Annotated in this window: 22 protein-coding genes and 1 pseudogene; 2 read left to right on the top strand and 21 right to left on the bottom strand. The window is 27.0% G+C overall.

Annotated features, from left to right (window positions below; genetic code table 11):
- Positions 1-35: 35 nt before the first annotated feature.
- Positions 36-500, bottom strand: coding sequence for an aminoacyl-tRNA deacylase (locus tag ACWPW7_RS05705; protein WP_454052705.1), 465 nt, complete (start codon positions 498-500; stop codon positions 36-38).
- Positions 501-542: 42 nt separating this feature from the next.
- Entirely contained in the window at positions 543-2,063 is a 1,521-nt protein-coding gene (locus ACWPW7_RS05700) for a serine hydrolase domain-containing protein (protein WP_454052704.1), read from the bottom strand.
- A 641-nt stretch (positions 2,064-2,704) separates the two neighbouring features.
- On the opposite strand from ACWPW7_RS05700, the gene ACWPW7_RS05695 reads away from it, so the two are divergent.
- Complete coding sequence (locus tag ACWPW7_RS05695) at positions 2,705-3,259, top strand: DUF4177 domain-containing protein (RefSeq protein WP_454052703.1); 555 nt, start codon at positions 2,705-2,707, stop codon at positions 3,257-3,259.
- 249 nt (positions 3,260-3,508) lie between these two features.
- Here ACWPW7_RS05695 and ACWPW7_RS05690 read toward each other — a convergent pair whose 3' ends face one another.
- The 19 genes and pseudogenes from ACWPW7_RS05690 to ACWPW7_RS05600 form a co-directional block, all read right to left on the bottom strand.
- Complete coding sequence (locus ACWPW7_RS05690) at positions 3,509-4,162, bottom strand: hypothetical protein (RefSeq protein ID WP_454052702.1); 654 nt, start codon at positions 4,160-4,162, stop codon at positions 3,509-3,511.
- A gap of 415 nt (positions 4,163-4,577) precedes the next feature.
- Positions 4,578-5,030 carry a hypothetical protein gene (locus tag ACWPW7_RS05685; protein ID WP_454052701.1) on the bottom strand — a complete coding sequence of 151 codons (453 nt, stop codon included), beginning with the start codon at positions 5,028-5,030 and terminating at the stop codon, positions 4,578-4,580.
- A gap of 282 nt (positions 5,031-5,312) precedes the next feature.
- Positions 5,313-5,732, bottom strand: a complete 420-nt coding sequence (locus ACWPW7_RS05680; RefSeq protein ID WP_454052700.1) for a GNAT family N-acetyltransferase — start codon at positions 5,730-5,732, stop codon at positions 5,313-5,315.
- Between the two features lie 30 nt (positions 5,733-5,762).
- Positions 5,763-6,200, bottom strand: a pseudogene (locus ACWPW7_RS05675) (DUF523 domain-containing protein).
- A gap of 284 nt (positions 6,201-6,484) precedes the next feature.
- On the bottom strand, positions 6,485-7,138 hold the full coding sequence (locus ACWPW7_RS05670) for an ABC transporter permease (RefSeq protein WP_454052699.1): 654 nt from the start codon (positions 7,136-7,138) through the stop codon (positions 6,485-6,487).
- Between the two features lie 97 nt (positions 7,139-7,235).
- Positions 7,236-7,571, bottom strand: coding sequence for a hypothetical protein (locus ACWPW7_RS05665; protein WP_454052698.1), 336 nt, complete (start codon positions 7,569-7,571; stop codon positions 7,236-7,238).
- A gap of 23 nt (positions 7,572-7,594) precedes the next feature.
- Positions 7,595-9,007 (bottom strand): ABC transporter permease, encoded by a 1,413-nt coding sequence (locus ACWPW7_RS05660; protein WP_454052697.1) that lies wholly within the window; start codon positions 9,005-9,007, stop codon positions 7,595-7,597.
- On the bottom strand, positions 8,994-9,689 hold the full coding sequence (locus ACWPW7_RS05655; RefSeq protein WP_454052696.1) for an ABC transporter ATP-binding protein: 696 nt from the start codon (positions 9,687-9,689) through the stop codon (positions 8,994-8,996). Before ACWPW7_RS05655 ends, ACWPW7_RS05660 begins: the two co-directional genes overlap by 14 nt.
- Positions 9,690-10,036: 347 nt before the next feature.
- The gene (locus ACWPW7_RS05650; RefSeq protein WP_454052695.1) at positions 10,037-11,104 is read right to left on the bottom strand and encodes a sensor histidine kinase; all 1,068 of its coding nucleotides are present in this window, start codon (positions 11,102-11,104) and stop codon (positions 10,037-10,039) included.
- A gap of 2 nt (positions 11,105-11,106) precedes the next feature.
- Entirely contained in the window at positions 11,107-11,796 is a 690-nt protein-coding gene (locus tag ACWPW7_RS05645) for a response regulator transcription factor (protein ID WP_454052694.1), read from the bottom strand.
- 246 nt (positions 11,797-12,042) lie between these two features.
- A complete protein-coding gene (locus ACWPW7_RS05640) occupies positions 12,043-12,549 on the bottom strand; it encodes a GNAT family N-acetyltransferase (protein WP_454052693.1) in 507 nt (168 codons plus the stop codon).
- A gap of 172 nt (positions 12,550-12,721) precedes the next feature.
- Positions 12,722-15,811: a GNAT family N-acetyltransferase gene (locus tag ACWPW7_RS05635; RefSeq protein ID WP_454052692.1), complete on the bottom strand. Its 3,090-nt coding sequence runs from the start codon at positions 15,809-15,811 to the stop codon at positions 12,722-12,724.
- 18 nt (positions 15,812-15,829) lie between these two features.
- A complete protein-coding gene (locus tag ACWPW7_RS05630; RefSeq protein WP_454052691.1) occupies positions 15,830-17,263 on the bottom strand; it encodes a serine hydrolase in 1,434 nt (477 codons plus the stop codon).
- A 21-nt stretch (positions 17,264-17,284) separates the two neighbouring features.
- Positions 17,285-17,680 (bottom strand): GNAT family N-acetyltransferase, encoded by a 396-nt coding sequence (locus ACWPW7_RS05625; protein ID WP_454052690.1) that lies wholly within the window; start codon positions 17,678-17,680, stop codon positions 17,285-17,287.
- An 895-nt stretch (positions 17,681-18,575) separates the two neighbouring features.
- A complete protein-coding gene (locus ACWPW7_RS05620) occupies positions 18,576-19,622 on the bottom strand; it encodes a Fic family protein (protein WP_454052689.1) in 1,047 nt (348 codons plus the stop codon).
- Positions 19,623-19,835: 213 nt separating this feature from the next.
- Positions 19,836-19,961 carry a hypothetical protein gene (locus ACWPW7_RS05615; RefSeq protein ID WP_454052688.1) on the bottom strand — a complete coding sequence of 42 codons (126 nt, stop codon included), beginning with the start codon at positions 19,959-19,961 and terminating at the stop codon, positions 19,836-19,838.
- 163 nt (positions 19,962-20,124) lie between these two features.
- Positions 20,125-20,256, bottom strand: coding sequence for a hypothetical protein (locus ACWPW7_RS05610; RefSeq protein ID WP_454052687.1), 132 nt, complete (start codon positions 20,254-20,256; stop codon positions 20,125-20,127).
- A gap of 517 nt (positions 20,257-20,773) precedes the next feature.
- A complete protein-coding gene (locus ACWPW7_RS05605) occupies positions 20,774-21,154 on the bottom strand; it encodes a GNAT family N-acetyltransferase (protein WP_454052686.1) in 381 nt (126 codons plus the stop codon).
- A 284-nt stretch (positions 21,155-21,438) separates the two neighbouring features.
- Positions 21,439-22,311: a transglutaminase domain-containing protein gene (locus ACWPW7_RS05600; RefSeq protein WP_454052685.1), complete on the bottom strand. Its 873-nt coding sequence runs from the start codon at positions 22,309-22,311 to the stop codon at positions 21,439-21,441.
- A 678-nt stretch (positions 22,312-22,989) separates the two neighbouring features.
- Between ACWPW7_RS05600 and ACWPW7_RS05595 the strand changes: the two genes are divergently transcribed.
- Positions 22,990-24,027 (top strand): zinc-dependent alcohol dehydrogenase, encoded by a 1,038-nt coding sequence (locus ACWPW7_RS05595; protein WP_454052684.1) that lies wholly within the window; start codon positions 22,990-22,992, stop codon positions 24,025-24,027.
- Positions 24,028-24,046 lie beyond the last annotated feature (19 nt).

The raw sequence follows: 24,046 nt of genomic DNA, 5'->3' as shown, positions 1-24,046 counted from the left end.
AATCTCATAGTTTATTTTATATCTTCAATAATAATTTATTTTCTTACCCTAATAATTTGACCATTATTTGTTTGTTGTAGTAATTTAGTTGAAATCTTCGTTAAGGAATAAGGTGATCCTCCACCTGTATAAACGAACTCTCTTTCCATAACTTTAGGATCAATTAAAAATATTGCCTCATATCCAAATGAAGGTACTCCTCCACAAGGATATCCAGTACTTTCAAGTATTTCTTCTGGCGTTGCAGTTCTTGGGATTTCGATATTTAATGCTTTCGCTACTCTTGATGTACTTGCTCTATGCTCACCCTTAACTATAGCTACAATAAGTTTTCCGTTACTATCAATCATACATATATTTTTTACAAAATCTTCTGTAGATGCATTAGCTGCTGTAGCCGCTTCTTCAACAGAATGACAAGTCTCTTCAAAAATATACTGTTCTCCATCTATATTATTTTTTGATAAGTATTCTTTTAGCTTATTCTCAAACTCCTTCAAATTTATTTCCTCCAAACATCTTAAAATATAGTTATCATCAGTTTAGTTATACTTATGGTTATTGTATATTTTATGGTGAACTTTTTCTTTTGGAAATATCCCAGATATGGCAAATAATATACACCAAGTTATCACTGCCCACGTAATCCACTTACATTCATATGGTAACATTGGTGCTATAGTCAACTTAATTACTACTTGTCCATAAAAAATCACCCACCAAATTATTCCAATTAATACAGGAATTATAATCCTTATAACCTTACTTAAAAGAGATTTATATTGAACTTTTGAAATAAATACTCTTTTACCCTTTCTTATCTTAACTATTATGGATAACATGTATAATGACAATACGAAAAATAGTCCAATAGATACATACTTAATAATTTTTACAAAACCATTCTCAGGTTTATAGTTTTCAATAGATTCTCCCATACTGTACTTTTCCCAATAACTCATTATATTTATAAGTAAATTAGTTCCATTATCACTATTAGTTAGAATTACAATTCCACTATTTTTCTCCGGTATTATTGTAAAATTGGAACGCCATCCTCTATTTGAACCACCATGTCCTATAGTCTTATATCCATTTTCCAATTCTTTTGTTACATATCCTAGTCCATAATTGTTTTTTACTGGAGTATGTATTAAATTAATGCTTTCTTTACTTATTAGTGTTCTAGAATTAGTACTCTCATTGTATCCTTCTAAATTTGCAATCATAAACTTACATAAATCAGTTGTAGTTATAAATAAACCTGCTGCAGCTTTTTCCGTATACATATATCCAGGAATTTCATTGCCTAAAACACCATAGCTGCTTGAAAGATTCTTTTCTATACTTTTATCTAATGCAAAAGAACTATTATTTAATTTTAATTTATCAATTATCTCTCTTTTCATATAATCTTCAAAAGTCATTCCTGTAACCTCTTCAACTATCAATTGAAGAATAGTATATCCTCCACCAGAATATTTAAATTGTTCTCCTGCTTCTTTTATAATCTCTACTTTATTCTTGCTATAGTTTTCTCCTGAAAGTGATTCCTCAATTGTAGGTAGCTTTTCTTTTGGAGAATAACCTGCATAATTAACACCAGATAGACCTGAAGTATGACTTAACAATGTTCTAACTGTAATTTTATCAGTGTTATATTCAGATTCCGGCAGCTTCCATCTTGTAAGATATTTTTCAACTGGCATATCTAAATCAATTTTACCCTCTTCAACTAATTTCATTATTCCCCAAGATGTTATACTTTTTGAAATAGATGCAACTTGAAATACTGTGTTATCATCTACCATCACTTTATCTTTCTTATTTGCCATGCCATAATTATAAATTCCTTGAATTTTTCCTTCTTCTACTATTCCAATTGAAGCTCCTGGAATATTATATTTACTCATCAATTTAGGCATTTCATCATTTAATTTGCTTATAAATTTTTCTGTATCTCCTAAATTATATTCTTTACCATAAACACTAAAGCAGGTAGTAAAATAAGTTAAAAGTATAGCTAATATTCCTAATTTAAATATAGGATTTAATTTTTTCACCCTAATCTCCCCTTTATTATTATTTTATGCTATATCTAGAACAGCTCCTTAGCTAAGTAAGTATTAAAATTTAAAAACATTTTTAATTAAAGAGTTTTAATTTCATCTGCTTACCTCTCAGCAACCTGTCCACTAGTTTAATGTAACCCATAACTTGATCCAATAATACAACTCACTTTCCTTATTATTATATTATTAAGTATATCTTCTACAAATATATACTTGTTCATTTTTTCTCTACTTAACCTATAGTGAGCATACTCTTTAAAGAATGCCCCCTAGTTGAAAGAACTCTCATATACACCAACTCTATCAATATCTAATGCATCTTTTCATATATCTATAAGTACCTTTTCTAAATCAATTCTTAAATATATATTGCCCCTCACAATTTAAACTTCTGCTTTATCTATTAAAATAGAAGTTCATATTTTGACTATTTACTATAAATTTTACCATATTTTTAAAATTCTCAGTTATTTTTATTTATTATTTTTTTAAATATTATATTATTTCACTAAGTATATATACTTTTTTTAGAAACTTCTTTAAAACGCATAAATAAAAGGAGAAATAGTTTTTATAAAGAATAAATTATAATACAAACAACATAAAAATATAATGAGATACTGGAGGAAAAAATGGTTAATAAGTTAATAGCTGAATTAGAGGAGTTACTTAAGAATATTGGTTATTTTAATTGCGAAACAGAAGTAGAATCTACAGAGGCTTTAGATGATATTTCAGTTAAACTCTTTGGTAAAAGATATACAAACGAATCTTACGAGATATATGAAAGAACAGGAAAGTTTACCGATTTGGTATTACTAGAGGAATCCGATCATAAGAATAGGAAAGTATTAAAACCTGATTTAGATTTATCAAAGTACCCTATGGAAGAATTGTCTTCATTGATTCCAATTATTAATTTAAAAATACAATTAGAAAATAATATTAAAAAAAGTAAAGAATATAAGGAATATAAAGTGATAAACTTTAGGGATAAGGATGATGGTTCATTAGATTTTAATTACCTTGAATACGAACTTAATTCTCACGGAAAAGAAGGTTGGGAGATTAGTTCTATCATTTCAAATGAATTGGGTGAAAATATATATACACATACATCTAATATTACAAAGCCTAATATACAAGATACAATAATTATCCTAGAAAGAGTTAAATATAGAGAGTAATTATACATTTAAGAAAAGCTTTAAAGCTATTGAAATTTTGTTTTCAATAAAATATTATAAGGATGCTCTGATATTGTTTCAAAGCATCTTTATGATTATAAATGCCAAAGCTTATATTTATAAATTATATATTTTTATAACAGTAAAAAACTTAAAATTAGCCGCTTAAAATATAATACTTTTTAATTTAAATTGAGCCTATACACTACTTTTAATTGCACAAGAAAATTTTAACAATATTCCCTCATTTTATTCTTTATTTATTGAACGTAAACCTCGTTTTATAATCCTTTCAGTATGTTTTATAGGACTTTCTTCTTTCCATTGATTACATATTTCAATTACCCAATTAGACTGTGTTTTACTTGCATCATTTAACCAATTTGATACGCTGTCTTGCACATATTTTGAACCATCTGACTTAAGTGGTTCTAAAATTGGAAGCCCTAGTGTTGGATTAGCTTTTAATATTTCAATATGTTTACACCATACTCCTCTAGGCCTTGTAGCTTCTGATGCAAAACGTCTAATATTTTCATCACTATCTTTTGTCAAATTAGAAAGTATTTCTATACTTTTTTCTAGATTCTTATCAATTTCTGCTCTTATTGCCATCCATGCAATTTCTCTAACTCCAAAATGGTGATCTGCTGCAAAAAATTTAATCTTTTCTAAATTTCCCTCAAAGGTAGTTTTATTATTAATACTAAAATATGCAGCCCAACACCTTACAGTATCAGATTTATGATTAGAAAGAATTTGCAAATTCTCTTCCCATTGATTATCTTCATGTGATAATTGAGACATTCTTCTTCCTATAATCCCAATTAAGGCCACTGTTGATTGCTTTTTAGAATTTATAATATCTGTTAAAATTAATTCTAAATAGCTTTCTTTATTCATTTCTTTTAATATATTTTTCAACAAAAAAACTTGATCAACTTGAAGTCATTCAGTTAGGTTTACAGTTTCGATTTCTCCACTATTAAGTAGTTCTATAATCTCCTTTGGTACTCTTTCTGCCTTTGTTGCACCTTTACGGTTTAAAATTTCAGAAGATATCATTTTATAATATTACCTCCAATATTTATATCTAATTGTAAACTGAAATCATGCTCTATTGAATTATTTTTATTACGGTTTAATTTAATAAAAGATAACTTTTAATTTGGCATATAAAAGAAAACAACTAGTCAAAGACACAAAGTATATTTTGCATCAAACAGAAAGAATATATCTCCATAATAATTTGAAACGACGCAGTATGATGAAAAATACACTAGTATACTGGCTAGTTATTTTTGAATATGTTTATTAATTATTTATATGATTTAATTAAATTATATTTGTCAAGTATTTTATTTCCTATATCTTCATTAAGATATTTTATATCACTTAAATAAATTAATGTACTTCCTTTATATTTTTGAGTTTCCCCAACAAGAGCTACTTCATAACAACTTCTTATAACATTTATTATACAATTATCATAATGATTTTCTCTACAGCTTTTACACTGTTTAAGAATATCAGCTATAGCAATAATTAAATTATCATGATCATATACTTTAGTATCAGCTAATGGAATATTTTCATATCCATTTTCAACATAAGGAACATTATTTTTTAAGCACTTTTTAACACTTTCTTCTGAATATCCTATTAAGCATTTTTCTTTAATACAGCTTGTACAGCTATCTTTCTTTAAACAACAATTTCCTAAATTAGTTATTAAACTATCAAAGTTTATTTCATTTGCAAAAACCCCCATGATAATCCTCCCTTAAATTATACTTACTAATAATTACAAAAAATACTATAGTTAGCTTTTAATCATAATATTAGTGAATCTCTATACCTATATATACCCTAACAGATAACTATAAAACATTCAAGAATAGTTACTAAAAGATAACTATTCTTAATTTATAATTTCTATGTAAATATAAATTTCCCTTCAATAATAGAAAAATCTCTTCTATCTTTTCTTGTAATTCGTCCTATGATTTTATTACATAAAAAATTAATAATAAAGATTTATTTTAAGTATTTCTTAATAGTATATATACATACCATATGAACGTGGATATGTATATTTGAATCCAAATTTTTCATATAAGTTATTTGCAGGGTCATCAGCAATAAGACTTACATATCCTCCCTTAGGTACTGATGTCTCTAAATAATTCATTATTTCCCTCATTATTATTTTTCCAATACCGTTACCTTGAAAAGTAGGGGTAACCGCTATATCAACAACTTGAAAAAAACAACCTCCGTCACCAATTACCCTTCCCATTCCAATAAGTAAATCTTTATGATATATGATTACAGAATATAATGAATTTTTTAATCCTTTTTCTGCAGCTTCTATACTTTTTTCACCTAGTCCTGATATTTTTCTAAGATTTAAATATTCTTCTATAGATGGTATACTATGTTTAATATCAATATCCTTTATAATATTATTCATTCTTATCCTCCTTTTTAAATATTAATATAATTATAATTGATTTAAATCATCTTCTGTATATACTTTAATTCCATTATTAATTAATATCTCTGCAGTTAATCCATTTCCTTTTGTTAATTTACCTGAAAAGTTTCCATCATATATAAATCCATATCCACAAGAAGGGCTTTTAGACTGTAATATTGCTTTCTTAATTCCTGTAATTTTTGCAATAGCCAAAGTCTTTTCTGCACCTTCAGTAAATTCTTTAGTAAAATCTTGTCCATCTTTACTAACTACTTTCTTATTACCACTTTCATCTATAATAATTTCACAACTTGGTCTTGGTGTTGGTAATTTAGCTAGCTGTTCCGGACATAAGGCTATAGCTTTTCCTTCTTTAACTAGCTATAATATGAATTTATTTTCACTGTTACTTCCATTATATCTACAGTTCACTCCCGCTAAACAGGAACTTACTAAATACATAATCAAAATCCCCCCTTATAACTTATATAATGTAATACTATTAATCATCTATTATAATCTATTAACATATAAATTAAAACAAATTTATAATAGACTAATGCTACATTAACTCATACTTTACAAATTAATATAAAACATTTATCATTACAATCTATACTTTTTATAAAAACAACTCTAAATAAAAAAGAGCTGAGACATATTCAAGGCTCAACTCTAATTTAATATTTATTTTTTAACTTCTATTATTTAATCCGTACCTTCCTAATTCTCAATAATTTAAAATTCTATTCAATTTCACGAAGCCTTTCAATTACAGTTGACTTGCTTATACTTTTATAAGATAATCTTGGAATTACTAATGATATTACCCCGACTATTAATGCAGATAAAATCAGCGGAATTATATCAAACTTATAACTTTCAATTCCAAAGGACTCACCTAATAGATTTATTAAGAAATTAACTATTAAGCTTCCCAAAGTAGAAGATATAAAAATTGTTATTAACCCATAATATAACCCTTCAAAAGTAATCATTTTCTTTAATTGTTTTTTAGTCATTCCAACTGCTTCAAGCATAGCAAACTCTTGTCGTCGTGCAATTATACCTGTAATTGTGGTATTAACAAAGTTCAGTATTCCAATAATGGCAATTATGCCGCTTAAAGTAAATCCTATAGTTGATATTGTATTAATCATGGTCTTTAATTCATATATAAAATCTTCCTTAGACTTTAATAGTAAATTATCATAGTTTGATATAATTTTCTTAAGGTTCTTTTTAATTTGTAGCTCCTCTATGTTTTCACTATAAATATCAATTTCTATTATTTTAGGATTCGTTATTAATTCTTTGAAAGTATTGTCAGGTAAATATATACCATATCCCCCTGTTGAGTATCTTCTTGTTGTGTATATATATGGGCTAACTATCGCCATTATCTCTAAAGTTTTTTCTTTTCCCTCATTAGTTTTAATAGTTATTTTGTCACCTGCGTCATAATATGGATAAAAATGCTCCCCTATTAGGCAAAACTCACCTGTTGCAAACTTTCTTTATCAATATGGTACTTTTGACTAAATCATCAGTAAATACATCTACTCCATTAATCTCAATTCCAAACACATCTTTATTTATTGTGTTATGTTCAATCAATTCTTCCATAGCCTCATAATGTTCTATCTTTTCATTATTTTTATTTTTTTCAATAAACTCTTTCTCTATATTACTTAAAGTACTTTGTATATGTTCATAATATACTCTGTTTAAATCTTCAATATTACCCATCTTCTTAATCTTGCTATATATATCCTCAGGTATATAGTTCATGTCGCTAGCATTATATTGATTATATATACTAGAATCTGCCACAACAAAATCTGAATGGATATACTCTATAAGCTTTTTTCAACATTATATCCTGCAATTAAACTATAAAAAAAATTAAAAACAACCATACTTAGAGACAATGATATTAAAACTATAAAAACCTTTTTCTTATTTCTAAATATATTTAAAAAAGCCATCTTATGAAGCTTTACGCCTTTTGAATTATTTTTAACTATCTTCTTACTTGAGTTAATTACTCCTGTATATTTTACAGCTTCTATAGGAGAGATTTTAGATGCAACTTTCCGTGGTTTTCTACAACTAATCAATACAGTAATTAATGAAAATATTGCAGAACCTATAAATATTGATGGATTTTTAGATATTACATAACACTCCAAAATCAAAGTCTTTGTAGATAATCTAGTGGCTATTCCACCTGTGAAGTAGCCTATAATTATACCTAAAGGAATTCCTATTACAGAAAGCAGTAATCCTTGTTTTGTAATAATCTTTTTTAATTGTTTTGATGTTGTCCCAACAGTTTTTAATAATCCATAAAACCTTGTATCTCTCACTACAGATATATAAAATATATTATATATAAGTAGATATCCGCTAAACATTACAAGTAATATTATTGCCATATAAGGTAATAATACTGTAATATCTGTTAAATTTCTAGAATAATAGGCTGGATGCTCTCCATAATTTATATATTTAGGCGGGTATCCTCTTTTTGCCTCATATCCCATATCTGTCACAATTTGATTCATTTTATTATCTATGCCTACTTCACTATCAAACATTACACCCATTGAAATAAGTCCTGTATAATCATTATTCTTTATAGATTCCATTTGATTAATATGAGATAAATTTTTATTAATAAAATCCATTGATACTATCGCAGTTCCAGCAATAGCTAGATTTTTATTGCCTTCCCAAAAACCAGATAATTCAAATTCCTTTTTATATTGTTTACCCTTAATTTTATACTCTAAGTTTACAGTAGAACCTAATTTATGAGGAACTTCAAGCATATCTAATACCCAAGTTTCCATAGCAATTTCATTTTCTTTTTCTGGTAGTTTACCTATTGTAGGTGTAGAAAATCTGTATTTTGCATTATTTTTATCCAGATACCATATTTCACAAGGTTTTTTCATAAATACATTATTATCTGCATTAGAAACCATTATTCCCATCCCATATTCTTTAACTAAAGGATGCTTTTTTATTTTTTCATACTGTTCTGTAGTTAATAATTTAAAGTTTCCATGAGCATAATGTCCATACATTCGCAATTCTGATTGTTTAAAAGACTCCATTAAACTTATTCCCATAGTAAAAACACTGGTAATTAACACTGTAGTAAGTATAATGGCAAGTATTGTGAAAATGTTTCGTAGTCTATTTGCTTTAAAGCTTCTCATAGCAATTTTATTTACTATTTTTTGATTATTATTTTGAAACATAATCACCGCCGCCTTTGCTTCTTACAATTTTGCCATCTTCAATTCGTATAACTCTATCTGCCATCTGTGCAATTTCTTCATTATGTGTAATCATAATAATGGTTTGATTAAATTTTTCACTAGTACTTTTTAAAAGCATTAACACCTCTTGACTGGTTTTGCTATCAAGATTTCCTGTAGGCTCATCAGCTAAAATAATTGATGGCTTGGTAGATAGTGCCCTTGCTATGGCAACTCTTTGCTGCTGGCCTCCTGATAAATTATTGGGTAAATTATCTATTTTATCATTAAGCCCTAAGGTATCGATAATCAAACTTACATAGTCTATATCAATTTTATTCCCATCAAGTTCTATTGGAAGTATAATATTTTCATAAACATTGAGAATAGGAACAAGATTATAGTTTTGAAATACAAAGCCTATATTTCTTCTCCTAAACACTGTAAGTTCTTCTTCATTCATTGTAAATATATCATTATCATCAATAAAAACTTTCCCCTCTGTAGGATGATCAAGTCCACCCATCATATGTAACAAAGTGCTTTTACCAGAACCAGATGTCCCTACAATAGCTATAAACTCACCTTTATTAATTTCTATATCTACACCATCTAATGCCTTTACTATATTAGACTCTTTTCCATAATATTTTTTTAAATTGGAAGCAACTAATATACTCATTTAACTCATCCCCTCACTAATTTCAATTACTTTAAGGTATCATTGCAATATAATATGAAATAAGTCATCATATTAACTTTTTTTCAAATGCCTAACTCTAAGTTATCACATAAATGTAACGAACTCCTCTCAGAAACCTCACAATTTTGTTATATTTGGATATATGAAATAACTATTAGACACAATTAAATGTTTTTCCTCATATAAAAACATAAAGTTTTATTAACACTTTATATTAGAGAATTTTATAAACACAGTGTGTTAAAATCACCTCACATTCTAATAAAAATATTTTATTCCTTAAAATTAAATACTCGTCAGATATTAAATATCTGACGAGTATTTATCTAATTAAGAAGAAATATAGAAAAATTTGATCCTACACCTTTTTCTGATTTCACCTTTATGTATCCATTTTGGCGACTTATAATCTCTCTTGTGATATATAATCCAATGCCAGCACCTTCTATTTCTTGTACATTTGTTCCCCTATAAAACCGCTTAAAGATATTGTTTATTTCACACTCATCTATACCTATACCACTATCTGTAATATCAATTTTGGTGAACATATCCCAAGGATTTACTTTGATATCAATATTTCCACCATTAGATGTATATTTTAATGCATTTTCTAATATATTAAATATTGCCTCACTTGTCCATTTCTTATCATGAGGAAGTCTTATATTATTTCTACACTCCACAGAGATATTGATATTCTTTTGCTGAGCTTTTAAATATATTCCACTTAATGCTTGTGCAATTGTTTCGTCAATAGAATATATAGATGAATTTAAAGATATCATTCCTGTTTCAAGTCGTGACATTTTTATTAAAGACTCCATTAACCATTGAAGTTTTGTAATCTGAGTTTTCATATTTTTTAAGAACTCTTTTCGTTGTTCTTTCGTAAGTTCTCTTTCAATCAATGTTGAATTATACATTAAAATATTCGCAAGTGGTGTTTTTATTTGATGAGATATGTCTGATATAAGGCTTTTGACATTATCCTTTTCATTAAAAAAGTGTTTTCTTTCATTATCTATGATATTAATTAGTTGCTTTAGTTTGCTTTCTATTTTAGACAGTAGAGTTTCGTCAACTACATTTAATGGGCATTTTCTATTTTGTGAAATTGCATTATCAATAACAGTACATATTTTGTCAGAGAATTCAACTACTTTTAATCTTATAACTCCAATAAATCCAATTGCTACAAGGAAAAATAAAATTATAAATATTATTTGTAAAAGTAAAAATGAATAAATCTGTTCAGTTACTTCGGGATGTAAAGCTATAATATTATTACTAGATATAATTGATAAGAATAAAAGTATAATACATAACAATGTAAATATAGAGCTAAATATAATATAAGTTGTTTTTATTGAAACCTTATTTTTATATTTCATTATTAACCCTCCGCCCATATATATCCCATACCATAAACCGTCTTAATATATTGAGGATTAGAAGGATTTTCTTCTATCTTAGCTCTTAGCCTATTTATATTGACGGTTAATGCATGTTCATCTACAAAATTAGAGTCTTTATCCCATAACTTCTCCAGTAATACTCCTCTTGTCAAAATCTGCCCCTTAGCTTCTACCAATACTTTAAGTAATTTGTATTCTGTGGGTGTTAATATTATATTATTTCCTGATTTAGATACAGTCATTTTATCAAAATTAAATTCCAAATTATCTATAATTACTATATTAGACTTGGTGTCTATTGATTTGCAGCGTCTAAACAAAGCTAAAATTCTTTCACGTAATATCATTAAACTAAATGGTTTAGTTATATAATCATCGCCACCAAGTTTAAAGCCTGTAACTATATCAATTTCCATATCACAAGCAGTTAAAAATATTATAGGAGTATTTGCAGTTTGTCTTATTTTTTTACAAAGTTCAAAACCATTTCCATCAGGTAAATTAACATCTAATATTATCATGTCTATTTTATATGAGCTTAGCTTATCATATGCATCCTTTAATGAAAATACAGATTCACAGTTAAATCCATCTTCTCTTAAATTAAAGCATATGCCATTATTAAGCATAATATCATCTTCAACTACAAGAATAGTTTTATTTTTCATATCATAACAATCCTTTAACATTTTTTAGTTTATACAACACAAATTATATTATCATATTAATTAATTCATCTTCTAAATCAAATTATCCTTTTTACTAAAATAATATTTAATCTAATATCTTCATAAATGAAATTATTAAGATTAAAAGGACGGTTCGCTAAATTTATTATAAATTAAATATAATAAATTAATGAACCGTCCCTTATTTATCTATATACAAACTTCTTAAATATCTTCCACTCTTTTCTAATACTTTTTAAATTGAAACCCTAAAATATCTATTTCTTCATTTTTATTTAATCTCTTATCATAATTCTTTCTAAGTTCAATCATATTTAAATGATCAAAACCACAATCTCTATAAAGCTTAATTGCAGCTATGTTTCTTGGAATTACACTAACAAACATAGCTGTTATTTTTTTCTCTTCCATAAGATTATCTAAAGCTGTCATAGCTTTTTTTCCTATACCTTGTCCTCTAAATTCTTCTGATATATATAAGTCTTCTAACCAAGCAGCATTTTGTCCGCCAAATCTTATATAAAAAAATCCTACTGTTTCTTCATCTTTAAACACATTGTATATTGTTCCTGTTGCTTGCCATTCTTTAAGAGTTTCAATAGATTCCTCATCATCAGTCCAAAACTCCTTTGGTGCATTATTTAATTTTCTATGATAGTTCATAAGTTCCGTTATCATCTTTGCTGTATCTATAAATAATTCTTTTTGTAATTGTTTAATTGTTATATTCATTTTAAATTTTCCTTTTTTAAGTATCTAAGCTTTATACAAATAAAACTTAGATACTTATTTATTCCCTTTGACTATTTTTCAAATCTCATAAGTCCTACTTTCTTTATAGAAACAGTTCTCAAATTTTTATAATTCCTAAAAATTTTAAGAATCGTCCCCTATTATTACAAGCTTAGAATCTTATATTTTTTAAATCTTTTAGAAGTTCATCTTCTATATAATCCTCAGTAAATATATAAAAGTCTGGAGAAGTAAATTTTGCTATACCTTCTTCCATGGTTATATGTCTTGATATTAAAGCAGTAGTATCATTTGTATTTATAGATCCAAGACATTTTGCTTCATTATGATTTAAATAAAGTTGAATTTTATCCTTTATATCATTACTTCCATATAGTATTGAAGAAGTAGTTGGAATATCCATATCTTCTACTCCTACTTTATACTTATCAAAGCCTCCTTTTATATTCTTTAACTTAAGCCAATTATTTTTAAGATTCTCATCAAAATTGAAGAATGTAAAGCTCTCAAAGGGTTCAAGACTCATAAAATTACCTGTATTTTGTACTATTTCCGCTGTATGACATAATACTGGCACTCCAGGTAGCATTAAATAATATTGATTTATTACTAAGCCCTTAAACTTCTCATGATTTTTTATATGAAGTTTTACTTTAATACCCTGCCATTTATTTTTGAAATTATCTTCAATAGTAACAAAATCTGCTTTAATATTTTCTTTTAATACTGATCTAAAACTTAAATCTTCTGGCATTGTTCCTATGCCTCCAAACCAAGGATTAAACCATGATTTTGGTACTGGTGTTGGGAATGAACTCTCAAGAAAATCATGATTATTGTATTTTAAAGAATATAATACGTGGCTAAAAGTCTCGCATGCTTTAATTTCCATAACACCATTATTCACAGAGTGAACTTTATGCCCCTGTTCTTCAATTATTTTTGATTCACAGAAAGCATCTTTAACTTTAAATACCATTTTATATTCTTCTGAATACATACTTTTAGAATCTGCCTCTAATTTCAAAATATCTCTATCAATATCATTTTTTAAAGAAGCTTCAAGTTTTGTTTCAAAGATTTTATCTTCTTCATTTATGCTTTTGCTGTATTTTTCAAAATTGTTATAGCCGGAAATTATTGAATATTCTCCGTCTAACCCATAGTTTTGATATTGCTTAACACTAACAGCAAACTTTTCTTCTACAAAAGGATTACCTTCGTTTATAATCATTTCAAAATTGTTATTAAAATGTAAATTCTCAGCATTACTTTCTTCTAGAGCAAAATTTCTAAAGTCTTTCCAATCTTTAAAGGTGTTCAACACCATAAACACAGGCTTTGTTACCTTTTTCTCACAAGCTTTCATCTTCCCAAGATTATGCTCAAAGGCAATCTTCCACCCATTTGATTTAATTTTCAAATCTTTATGCCAGCATATTCCTATGTTTTCTCCTGTGCCTCTAGCATATATCCAATTTTCTGTTAAATCATCAAGATTAAAAATTTCTGCCCACATAGCTCTTGGGTCTATAATTTGAACAAATTTATTTTTTATTGGCAAAATACCATTAGTTAATTTCATAAATAAATTGTTGCATAAGAAAATGTCACTAGCTATTTCAGCGTCTCCATCATTATATATCTCGTAATGATATTCTACTATTCCATTTTGAGAAAGCTTTAATATAGATTCTACTCTTATATTTTTAAAGATTTCAGATATATACGTTATTTTTAAAACTATCTTATCTTTTTCTTCATAATGCTCTATATTATTAGGTTTACCATTAGAAAATTCTTCAGAAAAAGGTCTTCCTAACATTGGATAGTATAGTTCAAAATCCAAATCATATATTCCAAAAGCTTCTATTGATATACTATTTTCTTCATCTAATTTTAATGAATAAGGTCCATTTGCAATCATATAAAAATCTTCTGTTTTGCCACCAAATCTTCCTTCTCTACCCTTAAAAGGAGCAACTAATGCTTTTGTAAACACCACTTCTTTTCCATCTGGAAATTTAGCCTTCACTTCAATCAATTCATTATAGAAATTAAAGTTATTTAATATATATTGAAGCTTTAAAGACTTTTTCTCATTTGCCTTCATATTTATATTTATTTCTTTATTTATAAACTTAATAGACTCATTATCTCTAAGCTTAATTTCAAAGGTAACATCTTTTTGATAGTTATTTTTTATATCTAAATATAAAGATGAATTAACATTTTTATAGCATTCTCCTGTTGGAACTTTTAGAGATATATCTGCTGGATATTGCGAATCTATACCAATTCTAAATTCTACACTCTTTCCATTTATTAAAACTTCTGATATAACAGATGGATAAGTATTTAATGAGGCCACCTTTTCTTTAGGTTCCTCAACCACAAATTCCCCTTCAATAATTTCTCTATCTAAAACTTCAAATTCACCATTAAATGAATACTTTATATTTTTATCATCTAAACCCTTAATTTTAATATTTAAAGGGGTTTTAGATTTATTTAAAACTTCATATTTAATCTTATACTTCTCTCCAAATATAAGCTTTTGTTCCTCCACATAAGCCTTAATTAAGTAATCTTCTGCGTCAACTAATCTAATGCCTCGGCTTTTATTTTCAAATTGAACTTTTAATTCTTTTCCTTCTTTTTCCCAACTATACTCATAATAGGTGAATCCATCTTCTTCTATGCCATCTGGTTCCATATCTATAGTTCTCTTTAAATCTCTATACCAATTTACATTTTTAAAATATTCTTTAAATGCTTCCGTATTTAATACTTTTGGGATAAAATTCATCAAATGTGTGGTATCATCTCTCTTTTCTAAAAAAAATCCACATCTTTTATAAAGAGGAAGAGATTTTGTATTTCCCGGCCATGTAAAAAGATCAACTCTTGGCCATCCTAGCTCTGTAGTCCTCTCTACACATTTGCATACCAAAGCCCTTCCAATACCCATCCCGTGAAGATCATATCTTACATTTAAAAGTCTTATATAAAGGGTGTTATCATCATACTGATATTTAGAAAAACCGCAATATCCTACTACCTCTTCCCCCTTTAATGCTAAATAAGTATTTATATCTGTGATGCTTTCATGTTCTTTTAAAATACTCTCTTCTGTTTCTGTACCATTATTCCCGTTCCATCCTTCAGTGCTTCTTCTCCACATATCTGCTATGGATTTTGCGTAAGAGTTATTATATTCTACTAATTTTATATCTTCCATATATAGCCCCCATTTTTACTAAATTTCTTTAATTAATTCTTCTACTTTCTTTTTAACCTTTATATTATTGGGATCTAGTTCCATTGATTTTTTATAACTTTCTAAGGCAAGTTTTTTATCTCCATGAAGTAAATACATTTTACCAAGATTATAATAAAGATTTGATGATTCTGGAGATATTTCAGTGGAGATTTTCATAACTTCAATAGCCTCTTTTACTTTTCCCCTCTCCACTAATTCATAAGCAACAAATTTAAATTCATCCTCAATAAAATTATATTTATCAAATGAATTTTCTTTTATTAAGTAATATTCTTTTAATGCTACTTCAAAATTATTATCAAACAATTTTTTTGCCATATGGTGTGCAAGAGATTGCTTTACATATTGAACTTCTTCTCCTAAAAGTATGTCTAAAATAGCTGTGCAAATAAGTTTAAGTCCAATATAATCTGAATTAGTCATAATAACTATAGATATACCCCTTTCAGGTAAGATAATAAAATTGCTTCTAAATCCTGTATCTAAACCACTGTGAGATCTCATCTTATTTCCTTTATATTCTCCTAAAAACCATGCTAATCCAACTTCTGAAGTGTATCCACCCCAACCTGTAGAACCATGATTATGCCAAAGTTCTGAATAACTATGAGTTTTTAATATCCTCTCTTCTCCAAAACATCCCCCATTCATATTAGCAATAGCATAGTTACACATTTCTGTTACATTTGAACATAAGGTAGAACTTGGACCATGAGCACGATTATAAGGAAATATCTCACTTACTACTCCGCCATATCCATTTTCAACTCCAAGAATATGGGGCGTTGCAAGCAATACTCTTGAAACATTAGGGTTAAAAAAGTCACTTTCTTTCATTTGAAGAACTTCTAAAATATTTACTTTCACATATTCTTCAAAAGATAATCCTGAAACCTTTGCAATAACATCTCCTAGAATCTCAAAAGCAATATTACTATAAGCAAATTTTTCTCCTGGCTCCCACATTAATTCTTCATTTTTAATACTTTTAACATACTTCTCTAGAGCATCTTCATCATATTGAGGCTTATCCCATCCATAATCATCAACATCTGGCATTCCTGACATATGACTCAATAATTGTCTTATAGTTATATTCTTATATCTATCATCTTTAAGCTGAAAGTACGGCAGATATTCTGTTAAATGTGAATCCAATTTAATCTTGCCCTTTTCTACTAGTTGCATTATTCCTGTAGCCACAAAAGTTTTTGAAACTGATGCCATGTGAAAAAGTGACTTTTCATCAACTGGTTCTTCTGTATCAACATTCTTCACTCCAAATCCTTTTGTGTAAAGAATCTCATTATCATAAACTACTCCTACTGCTAGTCCTGGAATGGATTCTTTCTCTACATATTCATTTATTATCCTATCTAAATTTTTTATCATTCTATTTTTAATATCCATAATCTTTCTCCCTCTCTTTATCTATTCCCATCTAAACATTGATATAAAACCATTGCTATTTCTATCAAATCCAAACTTATTGTAAAAGGACTCTTCTGATGGTTTTGTTATTAAAACTGGATTTAATTTATTTTCATTAAGTAATTCCATCATATTCTCAACAATTTTAGTTCCTATTCCTTGTCCTTGATATTCTTTATGAACTAATAATCTTAAAATATATGCATGTTTAATACCATCGGAAAGTATTTGGACAAACCCAATTAATTTACCATTGTCATCACGAGCTGTTATCCACCGCCAAGATAATTTCAAAGAATTCTCTAGCTTATCTAAATCTTTTATTCCCCATCCCATAGTACTTAGTAATTCATTTAATTCTACTAAGTCTATTTTTTCTTTTCTTTGAATTTTCATATTTCCCCTCCCAGATTATAAGTTATAAGCGCTTAAAAACCATTCCTACGAGTTTTTAAATGTAATAAAAAAATTAAGGATGCAGATGAACACACTATTCATCTACATCCTTTAAAATTCATATTACATATATCTACTGTAATGTTAAAAGTACAATTTTTTTCACCATAGTTAAACCTATAAGCTTTAAATCTATTCCCCCATGATGATGGTATAGGTATATAGTAGAAATACTATATACTATATAATTAAATTTAATTTTGTACTTTAAAATTTTATTACCAACTATTAAAAAATACTTATAAAGTAAACTTATTTATCTTTTATAGGATTAATAGCTATGGCAACTTACAATTGACATATATACTTAAACGTCTTTAAAATTAACTGGTCATTATTGTACAAAATATCGCACATCTTTGACTGGTTATTTATAGTAAACGCCTTATTTAAAATAAAAAGCTATGTTATCAAAAACAACACAGCTCTAATTTCAAATTATTATTAAATAAGCTAAAGTTAATAAATCATTATCCTCTAATAGCTAAATTCTATAAAATTAGCTTTGTAATTCATAATATTTAGTATTAATCTAAGTGACAATTAACCCTTTATATAACTTATTTTAATATGAATGAAAATTAAAGAATTGTAATTGATGTTGTTCATCTATATAATTAAAATCTTAAAATCCATAGCAAACAAACCTATTTTAAAAAAGGTTATAAAAGTCCTGCCATAATTTTATTACTAGATTTTTTATTTACTAGAATTATAACAACATACTCATCATCAATTCTCCTTTCATTTCCAATAATTATATTGTAATATATTACTTACCATAAATCAATTACCATTTTATAATTTTAAGAATTTTTTATTAATTTAAAAGTACTTATTTTAACTTTCTCCATTTAGCATTTCTTCCTTTTCCAACTAATTCAATTAATCCTTCTTCTTTCAAATTGCTGAACACTCTATTTAGCGTAGATTCAGCAATATCTGGACACTTCTTCCTTACGTCCTCTTTAGTAAAATATCCCAGAGTATTTTCAATAACTTTTTCCACTCTATTAGACTTACTTCCTTTTATATTTTCTACAACTCCAACTCTGTTCTCAAATTCTCTATATGCCGCTAATATAGTCCCTAAAAAATATTCCATCCATATAAATTCATTATGATTTCCTTCATGCCAAAGCATAGATGATTTATTTAAAGTATCATAATAACTTTCCTTTGATTCCTCAATTATCTTTTCTAAACTTATAAATTGCCCTACATGATATCCACTTTTATATAGTAGTAATAAGGTAAGCAATCTAGCCATTCTTCCATTACCATCATTAAAAGGATGTATACATAAAAAGTCTAATGCAAAGGAGCTTATAAGTATTAAGTCATCTACTTCGCCTTTTAATATTTCATCTTTATATCTTTCACATAATTCTCTCATATATATTGGTGTATTAAAAGCGTCAACAGGTTTAAATCTTATATATTTACTTCCGTCTGATAGAATTTCTTCTATTATATTATCTTGTGTTTTCCATATTCCTCTACTTCCAAAAGTGTATTTGTATAAATCTCTATGAAGTTGAAGTATGACCCCTTCAGTTAAAGGTATGGCATCATATCCATTATGAATGGTATTTAAAACGTCCCTATACCCTGCAATTTCCCCCTCACTTCTATCCTTTGGAGTAATATTATTATTCATTATTTCTTTTAATCTTTTACCACTAGTATATATACCTTCTATCCTATTAGATGACTCTGCACTTTGTATTATTGAAACCTCTTTTAGTGTATTTAATAGCTGTGGACTTTGCTTTATATATAGCTGCTCTTTACCTTTATATTCATTTATTAATGATATCAATCTAACTATTTTTAATGGAACTGCCATATTTTTTAATCTATCTATTTCAAATGATTTCACTATTTCACCTTCCTAATTAAAGTAGTAAGCATATAAAAAAACAATCTTTTACTCATTATTTTCCTTTCATACCCTTAATGAAATTCTACCATAAATATATCCAAAATAAAATAAACATATTCATTTACTATATAAATGAATATGTTTATTTATAAATGAATATATTAAAACCTAAATAAACATGTTCATTTATACTTTTTTGAATATGTTTATTCAATTTATAACTGTATTCAATATATTTTCTTTCAATATCTCACACACTTCTATTTTCTTTAGTGCCATAGTAAAATTACCTACATCTTTTGGTCTATGTGCATCGCTTCCTACAGAAAATTTCAAGTTTTCTATTTTGATCATCTCTTTGATACTTTTTATATTGGGGTTTTTATGAAAATTGTTTATCTCAATAGCAGTTTTATTTTTACTGGTAGCTTTAGCGACAGATAGTACATCTACATAAAAATTATCATTTATATGAGTAAGTATATTATAACATTTTTTCTTATATATTCTTCATATTCCTTTTTTCTCTAGCTATAACACAGGGCATACAATATCCACCTGTCTTATCATAGGTAGATTGTAGAATTGTTCCTTTACATTCCTCTGTTAAGCATGGAATACGATCGCTCATAAAATCACCTCATTTATTTCTTATTCCTTTTAATATTAAGTAAATTTTTCTATTTCTAGATGTTCTAAAATATTACATCCTAATTGACTCTCTATCATTATTTCCATCAAAAAATCTTCTAATGAAACTATATCATATGACTAACTAATAAAGTGGTCGTCCCTTGCTCTATTAATTCTTTCAATAGTTCTCTTATGCCATTTACTCTAACAAGTCTAATCCATTCATTGGATAATCTAAATCTTGTAATTAAATAATTTATATAAATTTAAAAATAAATATCCACATTATTGATTTGTTTTTATCAACAATGTGGATAAAAGTTTAAATAACTAGTCAAAATATCAACTGTCTGTACAACATTTTCTAGCGAACACTGTTCACCCCTACATAAAACATATGTCTTATTTTAAATACACGTAAACATCACTGTTATAATGCAATATCTTTTATTTTTATTTAAAATTTTTTATAGTAAGTTTTTAATTATATTTCTCACAAAATAGTAATGTGTCAATTATTTACATTTTAGTCGCATAGCATTATTTATTTTTTCGAAGTTAAATTTCTTATAAAATACATCTTTATCTGGCGTATATGTGAGATAGATATTTGTATTTGAAAATTTTTCTATTAGCATATTCATTATATTTGTTCCAATTCCTTTATTTTGAAATTCCTTTAATACTAAAATGTCATGTATGCTAGTATAACAATAATAGTCAGATACAGCTCTTCCAAATCCAATTAAATTTTCATTGTTGTATACCAAAATATAATAAGAATTTTTAAAAGCACTATATATTTGTTCTTTTTCTCTTTTCCAATTAAAACTATTAAAGATATTTAAAACTTCATCAGCATCAAAGCTTTCATTTATTAAATACTTTACTCTCATATCAACTTTCCTTCCCCTTAAAATATTTAGTGTATCTAATAATTTTTTAATTTCTTTACATGGCATTTTCTATAATTTAGAATTATGTGAATATTATGTAATAATAAATAGTATTTTAACATTTAATATTTCTATATGCTACTTCTTTTAGGGCAAAAAATAAGTACTGTCATAAAAGTATAATTTTATGACAGTACTTATAAATATGTAATTATTAGTTGTATACTCTTTATTTTTCATTAAAAAATATAAACTTTTAAGATGATTTCTATAATTCCTATATATTATTGTAAAGTATTACATACAGGATAAGATTTTCTTTCCCATGTACGAGTACTTTCTATTTCTTCATCTGACAGATTAAAGAAATAACCTGAAGTTTCATTATACATATGTGTATATGTAGAATCCCAAGTAGCGTCTATGTGATAATTTTTACCGTTTATTTTAACTATGTTCCATGCATGTCCAAGTTTTTCCTTATCTGGTTCTTCTGCATCAATAATATCTCCAATAACGATCTTTGACTCTATATTAGCAGCTTTTAAAAGCCTATTCATAGCCTGAGCATATCCTTTGCACATACTAAGTCCATTAATTAACGCACTATATTCATCATTATTTTTGTCCCATACCCCGGAATTAAAGGTATCCATATCATATTCACAATTATTGACTAGATAATCATATAGCGCCTTTTCTTTTTCATACTCCCCCATTTCATTAGTAATTGTATTTTTAACTATCTCCTGAACTTTTTCATTTACTAATTTTTCTTTTCTCTTTAATTCCTCCACACTATCTACATATTTAAAATCAATTTTTAAAACAGTATTAAATGTATCATATTTAGTAATTGTATATTCTTTTACATTGGAATTAAGAGTCTCTAATTCGTTAGCTTTCAATATGTTGTTCATGGAATCAACATCGTATGTTTTTTTATCAAAATCTTTAATCTTTATAGCTATAGAGCTGTCATAATTATTTACAGCTTGTTTTACTATATTACAATACTCACTATAATTTTCAGCTTCTACTGAAGTTCTCCCAGAGAGTTCAATAGTAGCATTAACCACTCTAAATATTTTAGTAGACATCAATAAAAATAAAACTATAACTATAATTTCAAATAATTTCCCTAAAAATTTTTTCATCTTTAGTTCATCTCCTTTAAATATATTTGTATAATTTTTATTTCAACTTTTATATTAAGTATATAAAAGAGAAAATATTACCATAGCAAGCTATTATGTACAATCATAAAAACTCCACTTTAAGACATAAGAAGCAAATCGAAATACATATAAAGTAAATTTTATTGCGTAATAATTAAGTACCATAAGATTTTAACACAAAACGTAAAAAAGTTTAATAGAAATTTACTGCACAGATAAATATTTACAATATAAAGTTATTAAATTTCTCTTTCAGCTAACATATAAATTCTTAGAGACTACTAATAAAATTGTGAGTTAAAAATCATTAAAGAAATCAATTATTAAGAGTTGATTTTCATCATGATCGTCAATTGTCTATCATCAATTCTCAATTCCTTAACTGTTCCCCGAGGTGATTAATTTAGGCATCTTCAAAAAATAATAGACCAGTATATTAGCCTATTTTTCATCATACTATGTCGTTAGAACCTACACATAGCGCCACTATGAGCAGGACCTAACTTCTTGTCTGATAAAAAATATACTAATATCTTTGGTCTGTTATTTTCTCTCATATGCCTAAATATTTTTATAAATGTGTAAAATTTGGTTAATTTTTCGTGATTTATGTATTAAAATGTACTTATAATGAGTTATTTCAGGGGAGGTATTTTTATGAAAGCTTTTTATTTTTCTGATTTTAACAAGATTGAATTGAGGGAAGTTGAAAAACCAACCATTGTAAATGATACTGACGTAATAGTCAAAGTATCTCTTACATCTCTATGTGGAAGCGATGTTCATATAGTAAAGGGGGTTATCCCTTCAGAGCCAGGCTTTATTTTAGGACATGAATATGTTGGTATAATTGAACAAGTAGGAAGCTCTGTTAAGAACTTTAAGCCTAATGATAGAGTTATTGGTCCTCCTGCTCCATTTTGTAGAGTGTGTGAAAATTGTTTAAAAGGCAATTTTTCTCATTGTGTAAAGGGCTCTTCTTTAAATGTTCATGGAAGTAAAAATCTTGATGGAGTACATGCAGAATATGTTAGAGTTCCATTTGCAGATATGTGTTTAAAACATGTACCTGATAATATAGACGATGAAGAAGCTGTAATGGTTTTCGACATACTATCGACCTCTTATTCAGCTGTAAAAAGAACAAATATAAAACCTGGAGATAACGTTGTTATAATGGGAGCTGGTCCTATAGGGTTAAGTAGTATTTTAACTTCAAAACTATATAACCCAAATAAAATAATTTTAGTAGGCAGAAAAGACTTATTTAGAATGAATAAAGCAAAAGAAATAGGTGCTACTCATATAATAAATGCATCAAAAAGTGATGTTTTAAAGCAAGTATATGAACTTACAGCAGGTAAGGGAGCGGATGTAGTAATAGAAGCTTCTGGTTCAGAGATAGCTATTCAACAAGCTGTAGAATGTGCTGGAATTGGCGGTAGAGTTTCTCTTATTGGTATAGGGGCAGATATACTTTTTCCATTATCAGAAATTTTCTGTAAAAACCTTAATATAACAATGGGTCTTGGAGATTTAAATCTAGCTTCTGACCTTTTAAATTTAATAGCCTCTAGAAAGATAGATGTTAAGCCATTAATTACCCATAGATTAAGCTTAGATCAAATAGATAGAGCTTATAATATTTTTGATAAAAGAACAGAAGATGTTATAAAAATACTTATAAGACCTTAATCTTCTTTTATAAATAATA

It is taken from the genome of Clostridium sp. Marseille-Q7071 (assembly GCF_965112025.1).
The sequence above is the reverse complement of the archived record's forward strand: the minus strand, read 5'-3'. Positions and strand labels throughout refer to the sequence as shown.